The organism is Streptomyces sp. Y7, assembly GCF_043195415.1.
Lineage (GTDB): Bacteria > Actinomycetota > Actinomycetes > Streptomycetales > Streptomycetaceae > Streptomyces.
In genome coordinates this window covers 204,977-218,221 of sequence record NZ_JBIDDQ010000009.1, presented here as the reverse complement: position 1 = coordinate 218,221, position 13,245 = coordinate 204,977, and the positions used below count along the sequence as shown (strand labels likewise).

At 72.9% G+C, this 13,245-nt stretch carries 10 protein-coding genes; 4 read left to right on the top strand and 6 right to left on the bottom strand.

The window, feature by feature from the left end; all coding sequences use genetic code 11:
* Positions 1 to 7 precede the first annotated feature (7 nt).
* From ACGFW6_RS23945 to ACGFW6_RS23935, 3 genes are all read left to right on the top strand, one after another.
* Positions 8 to 493 carry a rhodanese-like domain-containing protein gene (locus tag ACGFW6_RS23945; protein WP_393513310.1) on the top strand — a complete coding sequence of 162 codons (486 nt, stop codon included), beginning with the start codon at positions 8 to 10 and terminating at the stop codon, positions 491 to 493.
* Between the two features lie 57 nt (positions 494 to 550).
* Positions 551 to 1,066, top strand: a complete 516-nt coding sequence (locus ACGFW6_RS23940) for an immunity 21 family protein (protein WP_393513308.1) — start codon at positions 551 to 553, stop codon at positions 1,064 to 1,066.
* Positions 1,067 to 1,170: 104 nt separating this feature from the next.
* On the top strand, positions 1,171 to 2,004 hold the full coding sequence (locus tag ACGFW6_RS23935) for an SDR family oxidoreductase (protein WP_393513306.1): 834 nt from the start codon (positions 1,171 to 1,173) through the stop codon (positions 2,002 to 2,004).
* A 16-nt stretch (positions 2,005 to 2,020) separates the two neighbouring features.
* On the opposite strand, the gene ACGFW6_RS23930 is transcribed toward ACGFW6_RS23935, so the two are convergent.
* Positions 2,021 to 3,709 (bottom strand): DUF885 domain-containing protein, encoded by a 1,689-nt coding sequence (locus ACGFW6_RS23930; RefSeq protein WP_393513304.1) that lies wholly within the window; start codon positions 3,707 to 3,709, stop codon positions 2,021 to 2,023.
* 64 nt (positions 3,710 to 3,773) lie between these two features.
* On the bottom strand, positions 3,774 to 4,280 hold the full coding sequence (locus ACGFW6_RS23925; RefSeq protein ID WP_393513302.1) for an Lrp/AsnC family transcriptional regulator: 507 nt from the start codon (positions 4,278 to 4,280) through the stop codon (positions 3,774 to 3,776).
* Positions 4,281 to 4,373: 93 nt separating this feature from the next.
* Between ACGFW6_RS23925 and ACGFW6_RS23920 the strand changes: the two genes are divergently transcribed.
* Complete coding sequence (locus ACGFW6_RS23920; protein ID WP_393513622.1) at positions 4,374 to 5,627, top strand: trans-sulfuration enzyme family protein; 1,254 nt, start codon at positions 4,374 to 4,376, stop codon at positions 5,625 to 5,627.
* A gap of 90 nt (positions 5,628 to 5,717) precedes the next feature.
* Here ACGFW6_RS23920 and ACGFW6_RS23915 read toward each other — a convergent pair whose 3' ends face one another.
* The 4 genes from ACGFW6_RS23915 to ACGFW6_RS23900 form a co-directional block, all read right to left on the bottom strand.
* Complete coding sequence (locus ACGFW6_RS23915; protein WP_393513300.1) at positions 5,718 to 7,151, bottom strand: GNAT family N-acetyltransferase; 1,434 nt, start codon at positions 7,149 to 7,151, stop codon at positions 5,718 to 5,720.
* Between the two features lie 144 nt (positions 7,152 to 7,295).
* Positions 7,296 to 9,956 carry a DUF6493 family protein gene (locus ACGFW6_RS23910; protein WP_393513297.1) on the bottom strand — a complete coding sequence of 887 codons (2,661 nt, stop codon included), beginning with the start codon at positions 9,954 to 9,956 and terminating at the stop codon, positions 7,296 to 7,298.
* A complete protein-coding gene (locus ACGFW6_RS23905; RefSeq protein WP_393513294.1) occupies positions 9,953 to 11,362 on the bottom strand; it encodes an SWIM zinc finger family protein in 1,410 nt (469 codons plus the stop codon). Before ACGFW6_RS23905 ends, ACGFW6_RS23910 begins: the two co-directional genes overlap by 4 nt.
* 152 nt (positions 11,363 to 11,514) lie before the next feature.
* Positions 11,515 to 13,089 carry an alkaline phosphatase D family protein gene (locus tag ACGFW6_RS23900; RefSeq protein WP_393513291.1) on the bottom strand — a complete coding sequence of 525 codons (1,575 nt, stop codon included), beginning with the start codon at positions 13,087 to 13,089 and terminating at the stop codon, positions 11,515 to 11,517.
* Positions 13,090 to 13,245 lie beyond the last annotated feature (156 nt).

The following is a 13,245-nucleotide window of genomic DNA, read 5'->3' as shown; positions in this document are numbered from 1 at the left end:
TGTGGGCATGACGAACGACACCGTTACCGCCGCCGGCCCCGTCCTCCGCGTCGCACCCGCCGCGCCCGCCGAGGCCGCCGCCTACTTCCGGGCGAGTCTCGCCTTCCACGCCGACGTGTCCGATGTCGCCGCCGCGCTCGCAGCCGGTGGGGATCCCGGGTTCGTCGTGGTGGACTCGCGGTCCACCGAGTCCTGGGACCAGGGCCACGTCCCGGGCGCGATCCACCTGCCCACCGCCCTCATCCCCGAGCAGGCCGCGCAGCTCCTCGACCCGTCCGTGCCCGTCGTGACGTACTGCTGGGGACCCGGCTGCAACGGCGCGACCCGTGCCGCCCTCGCCCTCGCCGAACGCGGATACCGGGTCAAGGAGATGCTCGGCGGGTTCGAATACTGGGCGCGTGAGGGGTTCGAGTTCGAGACGTGGCAGGGACGTGAGAGGCGTGTGCCCGACCCGCTGACGGCACCCGTCGACGCGGACAACTGCGGGTGCTGAGACGCCAGTTGGACACGGTGGGCTGGTGGTCCCGCCGGGCGTGTAGGTTCTGCTGCCATGGTGAGATACGCGCAGCCGGGCACGGTGGAGTGGGTCGAGTCGGGCGGCGGCCCCCTGATAGCCGTACCGGAGACGGTGCTGCCGTTCTGGGCGGGTGCCGACGGCGACGAGACGGCCTCGGACTACGACCGGGCCTGCGAGGTCGACGGGTTCGTCGGACTGCTGCCCGTGGGGGACAGCGCGGCGCTGGTCCTCGGTGACGAGCCCGCCTCGACCTCCTATCTGCCCGAGCACGGCACCTTCGTACGGTGGTGCGCGGCCGATTCCGAGGCGGAGCTGCTCGCCCGGGTCCCCGCCGCGCTCGCCGGCGCCGACTGGGGCGACGAGGTGCGCTGGAAGGTGCCGGGGACGGTGGTCCTGTTCGACTCGGCCTGGCCGGGACGGGACACCGAACGCACCGACCATCTGCGGGTGGCCCTGGAACCCGGGGTCTACGCGGTGCGTGCCGCCCAGGTGCAGCCCGGCCCCGAGACCTGGCTGGGGCTCGTCCAGCTCCGCCGGCTGCCGCACTGACCGGCCCGGGTGACCTGCACCTTCGTGCAGCAGATCAGCGGGATTGCGGGACCACCGGAATATCCGCGTGCGTGGAGACCGGCCGTTCACCATCATGATCTGCCATGCCGCGACTTCCGCACCCCGCACCCGAAGACCTGCGCCGCGACCCTCTGCCCCTGCGTGGCCGGACCGCCCTGGTCACCGGGGCCAGCCGACGGGCCGGCATCGGACATGCCGTGGCCCGGCGGCTCGCCGCGTACGGCGCGAGCGTCTATCTGCACCACCATGTGCCGCACGACGACGCCATGCCCTGGGGAGCCGACCGGCCCGAGGAGGTCGTCGCCTCCGTGCGGGAGGCACTCGGCGATCCCGGGGCGCGGGTGCTCTCCGGTCCGGGGGACCTCTCCGACCCGACCGCGCCCGCCGAACTGATCGCCACGGCCGCCACCGCACTCGGCGGGCGGCTCGACATCCTGATCGCGAACCACGCCGTCAGCGGCTGCGACGGCACCCTCGACGAGATCGACGCCGCCATGCTCGACACGCACTGGGCCGTCGACACGCGTGCGGTGCTGCTCCTGGTGCAGGCACATGCCCGGCTGCGGCCGGCCGGCCCCGGCGGCCGCGTGGTCATGATGACCTCCGGCCAGGACATCGCCGACGGCATGCCCGGTGAGATCGCCTACGCCCTCCAGAAGGGCGCCCTCGCCTCCGTCACCCGCTCCCTGTCGAGCACGCTCGTCGAACAGGGCATCACGGTCAACGCCGTCAACCCCGGGCCCGTCGACACCGACTACCTGACCGGCGCGGCGTACGAGGCGGTGGCGGCCCGCTTCCCCGCCGGCCGCTGGGGCATGCCCGACGATCCCGCCCGCCTCGTCGCCTGGCTGGCGACGGACGAGGCGGGCTGGATCACCGGTCAGGTCATCGACTCCGAGGGCGGGTTCCGGCGCTGACCCGCTCGCCGGTCGCTCAGAGCGCGGACAACTCGTCCACCAGGTCGTCCAGGCCGAGCGAGCCCTGGGACAGGGCCGCCATGTGCCACGCCTTGAGGTCGAAGGCGTCGCCGTGGCGCTCGCGCGCCTTCTCACGGCCCAGGAGCCAGGCCCGTTCGCCGAGCTTGTAGCCGATGGCCTGGCCCGGGATCGTCAGATACCGGGTCAGCTCGCTCTCCACGAAGTCCGCCGGACGGCTGCTGTGCGACCCGAAGAACTCCTGCGCCAGCTCCGGAGTCCAGCGCTCGCCCGGGTGGAATGGGGAGTCGGCCGGGATCTCCAGCTCCAGGTGCATGCCGATGTCGACGATGACCCGGGCGGCCCGCATCATCTGCGCGTCGAGGTAGCCGAGCCGGTGCTCGGGGTCCGTCAGGAAGCCGAGCTCGTCCATGAGCCGCTCCGCGTACAGCGCCCAGCCCTCGGCGTTGGCGCTGACCCCGCCGATGGTGGCCTGGTAGCGGGAGAGGTTCCCGGCGACGTACGTCCACTGGGCGAGCTGGAGGTGATGGCCCGGGACGCCCTCGTGGTACCAGGTCGAGACCAGGTCGTAGACCGGGAAACGGGTCTGGCCCATCGTCGGCAGCCAGGTGCGGCCGGGGCGCGAGAAGTCCTCCGACGGGGCGGTGTAGTACGGGGCCGCCGCGCCGCCGGGCGGGGCGATGCGGGACTCCACCTTCCGTACCGGCTCGGCGAGTTCGAAGTGCGTGCCGTCCAGCTTCTCGATCGCCTCGTCCATCAGGCCCTGGAGCCACTCGCGGACCTCGTCGACGCCCTCGATGTGCCGGCCGTGCTCGTCGAGATGGGCCAGCGCCACCCACGGCGTCGCGGCACCCGGGAGGACCTTCTCGGCCTCCTTCTTCATCTCTCCGTGGAGGCGGTGGAACTCGGACCAGCCGTACGCGTACGCCTCGTCCAGGTCGAGGTCGGTGCCGTTGAAGTAGCGGACCCAGCGGGCGTACCGCTCACGGCCCACCGTGTTCGGCGCGCCCTCGACGGCCGGCGCGTACACGTCGCGCATCCAGTCGCGCAGTTCCACCACGGCGGCCGTCGCCGCACGGGCGGCCTCGTCCAGCTCGGTGCGCAGCGCGTCGGGGCCGGCCGAGGCGAAGTCCTCGAACCAGCCGCGCCCCTCGCCGGTGTCCGACCACTCGGTGAGCTGCTCGACGAAGGTGGCGGTCGGGCGCGGAGCCGCGTACAGCTTGCGTTCCAGACCCAGTTCGAGGGACTCGCGGTAGCCCGCGTACGCGGTCGGTACCGCGCGCAGCCGTTCAACGATCGCCGCCCAGTCCTCGTCGGTCTCGGTGGGCGTGACCGTGAAGATCTCGCGCACCGAGTGCGCGGGCGTCGCCATGTTGCCGACCGAGCGCAGGCCCTCGTCGGCGTCGTGCACGGCCAGTTCGGCGGTCAGCCGCTCGCGCAGCAGGCGAGCACACCGGCGCTCGATGTCGCTGTCCGCGCCGGGCCGGCGTTCGGCCTCGTCGAGCCGGGCGAGGGTGTCCCGCCCGAGCTGCGCGAGTGCCTCCTGGCCCGCGGGTGAGAGGTCGGGAAGCTTGCCCGAGCTCTCCTTCACGCCGAGATACGTGCCGGTGACCGGGTCGAGGGCGATGAGTTCGTCGACATAGGCGTCGGCGACCTCGCGGGGAAGCGGGCTGTTGGTCTCAGACATGCGGTCCATCCTCATACGGCGACCACTGCCGCGTCAGCCCGGTTTCACCGGCCCTTGTCCCAAGTCAGCCCGATTTCGCTGAGGGCGTGTTTCCCGGCGCGTCGGCCGGCAGCAGCGGCCCGCAGTCCCACTCCTGGAAGATCAGCCGCGTCTCGACGCGCGCCACCTCGCGTTGGGAGGTGAACTCGTCCAGCACCAGCCGCTGAAGATCGGCCATGTCCGACACGGCGACATGGACGAGATAGTCGTCCGGCCCGGTGAGATGGAAGACGGTCAGCGACTCCGGCAGCGCCCGGATCCGCTCCACGAAGGGCCCCACCAGTTCCCGCCGATGCGGTCTGACCTGCACCGACAGCAGCGCCTGAAGCCCGCGGCCCAGCTTGGCCGGGTCCAGCCTGAGCCGGTGGCCGAGGATCACGCCGGAGCGGCGCAGCCGCGTCACCCGGTCCAGACACGTCGACGGCGCGACCCCCACCTGGGCGGCGAGGTCGCGATAGGTGGTCCGGGCGTCGTTCTGCAGCAGCCGCAGCAGATGCAGATCGACCGGATCCAGTACGACAGATTCGGCCATTGGCCGAACGTAGCACGGGATTCGCCCACCTGATCCCGGTCACTGTTCACTCTTCCGGCCATGGACCCAGCGATCAGGGAGGCGAACCACCGCATGCCCGGGTACGACGACGCGCGCACCGCACCGAGAGCACTCGCCACCGAGGCCGTGCACGCCGGCCGTGACGACCTCGCCCGGCAGGGCCTGCACGCCCCGCCGATCGACCTGTCGACCACCTACCCGTCCTACGACAGCCGTGGCGAGGCCGCCCGCATCGACGCCTTCGCCACCACCGGTGCCGAGCCGGACGGCCCGCCCGTCTACGGCCGGCTGGGCAACCCGACCGTCGCCCGCTTCGAGACGGCCCTGGCCCGGCTGGAGGGCACCGAGGCCGCCGTCGCCTTCGCCAGCGGCATGGCGGCGCTGAGCGCGGTTCTTCTCGTACGGGCCTCGATGGGCCTGCGCCATGTCGTCGCCGTGCGCCCGCTGTACGGGTGCAGCGATCATCTGCTCACCGCCGGGCTGCTCGGCTCCGAGGTGACCTGGACCGACCCGGCCGGGATCGAGGAGGCGCTGCGCCCGGACACCGGACTGGTGATGGTGGAGTCCCCGGCCAACCCGACCCTCGCCGAACTGGACCTGCGGGCCGTGGCCCACGCCTGTGGCTCCGTGCCGCTGCTCGCGGACAACACCTTCGCCACGCCCGTGCTCCAGCGCCCCGCCGAACAGGGCGCCCGCCTCGTGCTGCACAGCGCCACCAAGTACCTCGGCGGACACGGCGACGTGATGGCGGGCGTGGTGGCCTGCGACGAGGAGTTCGCCGGCCGGCTGCGGCAGGTGCGGTTCGCCACGGGCGGCGTCCTGCATCCGCTCGCCGGCTACCTGCTGCTGCGCGGCCTGTCGACGCTCCCGGTGCGGGTGCGGGCGGCCTCGGCGACCGCCGCCGCACTCGTCGGCCGCCTCGCCGCCGACCCGCGGGTGGCCCGCGTCCACTACCCGCGCATCGGCGGCGCCATGATCGCCTTCGAGGTGCACGGCGACCCGCACGAGGTCATCGCCGGTGTCCGCCTGATCACCCCCGCCGTCAGCCTCGGCAGCGTCGACACCCTCATCCAGCATCCGGCGTCCATCAGCCACCGCATCGTGGACGCGGACGACCGCCGTGGCGCCGGGGTCAGCGACCGGCTGCTGCGGATGTCGGTGGGCCTGGAGGACGTGGAGGACCTGTGGGCGGACCTGGATCAGGCATTGGGGACGCGGCAGCGCCCCGCCAGGGACGCGACCGGCCACCACGCGCCCGCCGTGACCGGCCACCACGCACCCGCCGTGGCCGACCACCACGCGCCCGCGGTGGCCGGCCGGTCGTGACTTGCGTGGTGGCCGGCGGGTCGTGACTTGTGTGGTGGCCGGCCGGTCGTGACTTGCGTGGTGGCCGGCGGGTCGTGACTCCCGCGGTGTTCAGGTCATGCCCAACTCACCCGCACTCGAAAGCCGTTCCGAGACCGGTTCCTCCCGCGGTGTGTCCAGTCGGGCGGTGATGACCAGGGTCCCCTCCTCGATCTGATAGTCGAGGGGGAGGCCCAACCCGCGCATCGCGGCCACCATCCCGGTGTTGGAGGCCTGCGTCACGGCGTACACACTCGCGCAGCCCGCCTCGACCGCCATCGCCACCAGCCTGCGCAGCAACTCCGCGCCGATGCCGCACCGCTGCCACGCGTCCTCGACGAGCAGCGCGACCTCGGTCTCGTCGCCGTCCCAGAGCAGGTGACCGAGGCCGACGATGCGCCCCGACGCCGTCCGCACGGCGAGCGTACGGCCGAAGCGGGGGCTGAGCAGGTGGTTCAGATAGCGGTCCGCGTCCTGGACCGGGCCGTGGTACCGCATCCCGAGCGTGCGCGCCGAGCACCGCTCGTGCATCTCCTTGGCCGCCTCCAGATCACCGGTGTCCGCCCGGCGCACGGTGATGTCGCTGCCCTTGGGCAGGGTCAGCACGTCCTGGCTGCCGGGCACGCGCGGACCGAGCCGGGCGTCCAGTTCCACCAGGGCCCGTGCCCGCGCGAACTCGGTCGGCGTGAACGGCAGATACGGCCGCTCCACAGTGATCACTCCGCCTTCCGGCGCCCGCAACCGCATCACGGTGTCCTCCAGCGCCCCTTCCACCGGCACCGGCTCCGGTCCCCGGCTCCCCACGGCGGGCACCGCGGGCAGCGACCGGATCGTGCACCGGCCCAGCAACTGCCGCAGAGCCAGCGGCAGTTCCGCCGCGTCCAGGGCCGTCCGCGTGGCCAGGCCGAGTACTCGGGTCGGCGCGTCCACCAGGTCGTGGGCGTCGGCCCGCTCGATCCAGGTGCCGGTGCCGCCGGCCACCGAGACCGCGCCGCTGATCTCGTCCGCGTCGAGCGCGCCGGGCGCGCGGAGCAGGAACTCGTCGACCGTGCCCTCGGCCAGGGGATGCGTCTGCAGGCTCAGGATGTCGACCCGCAGGCCGGCGAGCGCGGCGCACAGCGCGGCCAGCGAACCCGGTTCGTCCTTCACCGTCGTCCGCATCCGCCACAGCGCGCCCTCCCGGGACACCGACGCGGCCGGGTCCCGCTGCTCGTCCGATCGCCCGGCCCGCTCCTCGGAGCTCGGCCGGGCCTCGGTATCGCTCGTCGGCGGTGCGTGACCGTGGCGGCGTGTCCTCCATGCGCGGAATCCCGCGCCGGCGACCAGCAGGGCCGCCGCCGTCAGCAGCAGCGCCGTCCCGCCGGGCCCGAACCCGTCGAGGGTCGCGGCCGCCTCGGCCACCGCGACCGCCGTGAGAACCGCGGCGAGTTCGACGGCGTTGCGTCGCCAGTGGTGTACCGGACGTCCGTGTTTAGCACGCGTCACATCAGATATGTCTCGACTCATACACCCACTGTGAAGGAACGGTGTTGCGTGATCACGAACGCATTGTGACCGGGCGGTAAAGAGCCACTATGCCGGTTTTGTGGCCTATTCAACGATGCCTCTTCAAGTGTGTGGGAGGCGACGAGGTCGACGGGGCTCCGCCCCTCAGGCGGCGATGCCTTCCGCCAGCGCGCTGTGCAGCCGCCGGGCCTGCGTCACGAGCCGCGACGAGCCACGGCGCTCCGCCGTCCCCGCCAGATGCGGCAGTTGTTCGCGTGCCCCCGTCCGCTCCGCGCATTCCGCGGCGACGGCCAGGAGATCCGCGAGCCCTCGTGCCGGGGCGGCCGTCGCAGCCGTGGCGAGGTCCGCGAGCAGGATGGGCAGCGTCTGCCGGAGCACCGACCACACCGTCGCGCTCGCCCCCGTGGCCGCCGCCGTCCGCACCGACTCCACCAGCCGCGACGGCTTCACCGCGCCGCGTCGCACCAACTGCCCCAGATCCGCACCCAGCCGGTCCGCGTCGAGCTGTCCCCGCGCCGCCAGCACCAACAGCGCGTCCACGGCGGCGAGCCGGTCCTCCGGATGCCGGGCACCGAGCCCGTACGCCACGCACAGGTGCACCGCCTCGCCGGCGTCGCCGCCCGATTCGGCGAGCCGGGGGAGTATCGCCGCTTCTCCGCGGGAGTCGTCGACGGCGACCTCCGAGAGATTGCTCACCATCCTGACCGCCACCAGCTCGCGCTGTTCCGGCAGCACGGCGAGCCAGTGCGGCCGCATGCCCTCGCTCCAGTGGTAGCAGTGCCGGCGGTCCCCGAAGACGCTCACCGCGTTTCCCAGCGGGCGCAGTCCGGAGGGGAAGTCCGCCTGGAGTTCGGCGATCTCCCCGGACTCGACGAGTATGCGCTTCCCCGAGGTACGCCGACGGAAGGCGGGCGCCGCGCACCCCCCGGCGAGCAGCCACTCGGCGAGCCGCGTGCCCTCCGTCGTGCCGAGCGCCGCCGCACGCCCCGCCGCCGTCTCGGCCGCCGCACGCTCGGCGCAGCGCACCCGCAGCAGCGCCTGCGCGAAGTCGGCCGCGGACGCCCGCGCCCCGAGACGCCGGTACTCGGCGAGCCGCTCCACCAGTTGGTCCGGCTCCAGCAGCCCCGTGCCCCAGGTGGGCGTGGACAGCAGGAACGGCAGGGGCTCCGTGCGGATCCGGTACGCCACCTCCCACAGACGGCTCTCGAAGGCCCGGGTGAGCGGGCTGTGGCCGCACTCGCCGGTGGCGGTCCCGTGCTGGAGGCTGTGGTGCAGCGTGCTCGTCCGCACCTTCCCCCGCAGCGTCGCCAGGAGGAGTTCAAGTCCTTGGGCCGGGTTGATCAGCCCGTGGTACCGGGTGAAGTAGTCGTCCGCCGTGGACGCGTACCGCGGCTCCGGCTCCGCCCACCAGCGTTGGGCGACGACGGGCTCCAGCGCCTCCAGCAGCGCCTGCGGGTCGTCGTAGGCATGACGCACCAGCCCGTCCAGTGCCCGCTCGAACGCCGCGACGTCGCCACCGGAGACGAGCAACGCTCCGACCTCTTCGGCGAGTTCCGCCGCCGACTCGGGCGCGGACGCCAGCCGCTCCGGCTCCGGCGCGGGCGGCAGCAACTCCTCGTACGCCATCGGCTGCGACGCCAGGGGTGAGACGCCCAGGCTCCGGGCGGCCCGCTTGCGAAGCGTCGGGATCAACTGGTCCGCGGCAATGGCGAGTTCCTCACGCACCTCGTCGGCGCCGGACTTCTCGACGTGCCGCTCCACCAGCTTCAGCGCCCGCTCCTGCACATCGGTGTCCTCGTGCCCGAAGGCCTGGGCGACGGCGGGCAGCAGCTCCCCTGCGGTGGCCGGATCGCGGGCGATCACCTTGCCGAGCAGCACCAACTGGGCGCGCACGAGCTTCTTCTCGGTGCGGAACAGGACCGCGCCCGACATCTCGGCCAGCTGACGCGCCGGCACCTCGCCGTCCAGCGCCAGCGACGCGAGCACCGACTGCGCGTGCGACGCCACCACGGACGCGGCGTCGGCGGCCAGTGCCAGCCAGTCGGCGATGTGCTCCCGCTGCTCCTCGCGGGTCAGGTCGAGCGCCTGGAGCATGCGCAGGAACACCCGGTGATCGGCGGCCGGACCGCCCCGCAGCAGCCGGGCCAGACAGGCGTCGACGGTCGCCTTCCGGTCCAGCGCGCCGTCGACGGTGAGCTGGGCGATCGCCTCGTTCCAGCTGTCCGGGCCCTCGCCGGCGGCCCACGCCAGACGGCTGCCGATGTCGTTCGTCTCGAAGAGCGCCGCCGTCAGCCGGGCGAGGTGCGGGTCCTTGCGCAGCCGGGCCAGGACCGTGTCACCGCGCTGCCAGACGTGACCGATGTGCTCCACCCAGCCCTGGACGTAGGCCTCCGTCGTCGGAACCTCGCAGCCGGAGAGCCGGACCAGGCCCGCCATCAGTTCGTACGGCACACGCGCGGTCGGCGGTCGCTCGGCGATCCGGTGCGCCACGTCGCCCAGCCAGGCCGGCGCCCGGTCCCCGAGGACGTCGATCAGCACGCCGGGCGACGCCGGCCACCAGCGCATGTCCGAGGCGGCGAGCCAGCTCGCGACACCGGCCGCACCGGTCTGGCAGGCGACCCCCGCCGCATGCAGGGCCGGGTAGGCGCGGCGGGCCTCGGAGGTCCACTGATCCGCCCTCAGCTCCTTGCGCAGCGCCCGCAACTCCGGGAAGAGCGCGCGCCGTTCGGCGTCCGTCATCCCGTCCAGGAGGCTCACCACCTCGGCTGTCCGCCCCGCGCGCACCGCGTCCATCAGTGAGCTCATCGTGCGTCCCCCTCGACTCGTGCCATGTCCCGTTCCCTCGCGGCGTCTCCCCGCCGCACCATCCGTACCGCCAGCGCGTGCTTGCACGGCCCCCGCCCGCCCCGGTACTTCGCCCACCACAGACAGCTGCAGCTGAGCACCCCCGCCTCGTCGCGCACCCGGTGCACATGACCGTCCTCGGCCGTCACCGTCCCGAGCGCTCCGTCGAGGGCGACCGCGCCCGCCGCCACCAGCCCCCGCGCCGAACGCAGCCGGGGGTTGTGCCGCTCCACCCGCTTGGCGTCGTACGGCAGCTCCCGGTGGAAGTAGGCCGCCTCCGCCGTGTCGTACCCGACCCGGCCCGACGTGCCGAGACGGATCAGGGCCGCCCGGACCCGCTGGGGTGTCAGGCCCGAGGCCGACGCCAGGTCCGCCACGTCGACACGGGGCTCCCAGGCGAGGAGCACCGCGATCAGCTCCGCGTCCTCGGCGGCCTCGTCCGTGGCGAGCGCGTCGAGGACACCGCCCTCGCCGGAGAAGCCGCGTGAGGCGTCGGGCGACAGCGTCAACGTCAGCCGCATGCCGGGCAGGACCACCTCCCAGGCACTCGCCGTGGCGGCCGCACCGCCGGTCACCGCGGGGCCGTACACCCTCAGGGCCGTGGCGTGCCGCAGCACCCGCTGGAGCGCGACCAGCCGCTCCGGACCCGGCAGGCACACCGCGCCGGGCACCGCCCGCGTCGTCGGCCGCAGTGCGTTGCCCGACGGCACCACCCACCGCGGGCCGGCCGAGGCCGCGCGGCCCCCGCCCCGCGGCAGCGCCCGCAGGAACCGCACCGCGTCGGCGGCCGGCAGCTCGGCCCGCAGATCGAAGCCGGCCGCTATCACCTGCGCCTCCGCGAAGCCGCGCAGCCAGCGGTCCGGGAGCGGCACCTTCTTCTCCACGACGGGCCCGTCCAGCGTGGTCACCGCAAGCTGCTCGGGGCCCACCCGCAGATGCAGCGGATCCTCGGAGCCGATCCTGGACAGGGCCTCGCGCAGCGGGTTGTTCACGTCGACGTTGGTCGTGCCGTGCCCCACCTCGCCGCCGTCCAGGCCCGGCTCCAGCACGTCCAGGCGGGCGTACACCCCGCAGCAGCCGGAGAACGACTCGAAGCGCAGCCGGTCGCCGTTGCCCGTCACCACCGGGTCGAGGGAGGCCCGCAGCTGCTGCTGGTAGTACCGGGCCGCCGCCACGTCGGCCACCGCGAGCAGCGCCGCCGAGGCCACCTGAGGGGACGTCAAAAAGCCCGCGAAGAACTGCGGATGGTCCTTCACCCCGGTCGGCGTCGCACCCCGGGAAGTCTCAAGGCCGAGCAACTGTCCGCCCGCTGCGGACTCCAGCACGGAGGGTCGCCGATAGGCCACGGCCTGCAAAGATCGCGTCATGGAAAAACCGTAGAGGCGGCCACTGACAATGGGTTCCGAGCTGCGAGAACGCCCTGCTGACCGGCTTGTTGGCGCAGGCTTTCCCCGGACGCATGAGTGCCGCGCACCAGGGGATGACTCAGGTGCGCGGCACTGTCAGAAGCGTACGGGACCTACTGGCCGACGCGTCCCGGCTGGAGCACCTTGGTGAACAGCACCGTGCCGTCCTGCTCGCGCAGCCGCACCGTCAGCTCGCCGCTGTGTCCGTCGATGTCGACCTCGCCGAAGAACTGGTAGCCGCCGGCGGGGGAGACGTTCGCGGCGGTCGGCGCCTTCACGAACACCCGCTCCGGGCCGAAGGTGTCGTCGAGGGCGCTGGCCGGGAAGGCACCCGCGTTGAGCGGGCCCGACACGAACTCCCAGAACGGCTCGAAGTCCGTGAAGGCGGCCCGCGAGGGCTGGTAGTGCTGGGCGGACGTGTGGTGGACGTCGGCCGTCAGCCACACCGTGCCGGTGATCCGCCGGTGCTTGATGAAGCGCAGCAGCTCGGCGATCTGGAGTTCACGGCCGAGCGGGGCGCCCGGGTCGCCCTGCGCCACGGCCTCGATGTTCGGCTTGCCGTCGCCGGTGTCCGGCACGACCAGGCCCAGCGGCATGTCGGAGGCGATCACCTTCCACACCGCCCGGGAGCGGGACAGCTCCCGCTTGAGCCAGTTCAGCTGCTCGGCGCCGAGGATGCCCTGCGCGTCGGTGGTCTGGTCGTCCGTGGAGTTGGCGTTGCGGTACGTGCGCATGTCCAGCACGAACACGTCCAGCAGGGGGCCGTGGTTGATCGTGCGGTACACCCGGCCGTCGGGGCGGCGCAGCGTCGAGATGGGGAAGTACTCCGAGAACGCCTGCCGGGCACGCGAGGCGAGGACGTCGACGCTCTTCTCCGTGTAGCGGGCGTCGCCGAGGATCTCGCCGGGGTACCAGTTGTTGGTCACCTCGTGGTCGTCCCACTGGATGATCGAGGGGACCTGGGCGTTGAACCGCTTGAGGTTCTCGTCGAGCAGGTTGTAGCGGAAGTTCCCGCGGAACTCGGCCAGGGTCTCGGCGACCTTGGACTTCTCCTCGGTGGTGATGTTCCGCCAGGTGCTGCCGTCGGGGAGCGCGACGGACGACGTGATCGGCCCGTCGGCGTAGATGTTGTCGCCGCTGCACAGGAAGAAGTCCGGGTCCAGGGCGCCCATCGCGTTGTAGATGGTGTAGCCGCCGAAGTCGGGGTTGATGCCCCAGCCCTGCCCGGCCAGGTCGCCGGACCAGACGAACCGGACGCCGTCGCGTCGCCGCGCGAAGGCGGTGCGGAAGGTGCCGGTGACCGGCTCGCCGGTGCGGCGCGGGTCGTGCGGGTCGGCGAGCAGCACGCGGTAGTGGATCTGCTCGCCGGACGGCAGACCGCGCAGCCGGGTCGTGCCGGTGAAGTCGGTGTCCGCGCCGAGCAGGGGCCCGTGCCATCTGCGCGGGTTGCGGAACGACTCGGTCGCGGACGTCTCGACGATCATCCGGGCCGGGCGGTCGGAGCGCACCCACACCAGACCCGAGTCGCAGGTCACGTCGCCCGTCTGCACACCCCAGCCCGCCCCGGGACGCCCCGAGAGGGCGAACGCCGGTGCCGAGCCGAGTGCCGTGGGCAGGGTCAGGGCCGCCGACGCGGCGAGCGAGCCGCGCAGGACGCTGCGCCGGCCCGGGAACGGACGGTGTGACATGGAGGCCTCCAGTGGCGGGATCCGGCCAGTGTGCAGAGCCACAACTACTGGTGCGCCGCAGCGCACACGGAAACCACAAGTGAACAACTGACCGCGTGCGCAAGGGAACCGACACGTCGTGCGCGGGGCACGCCGACGTCAGGGCCGCTCACCCGC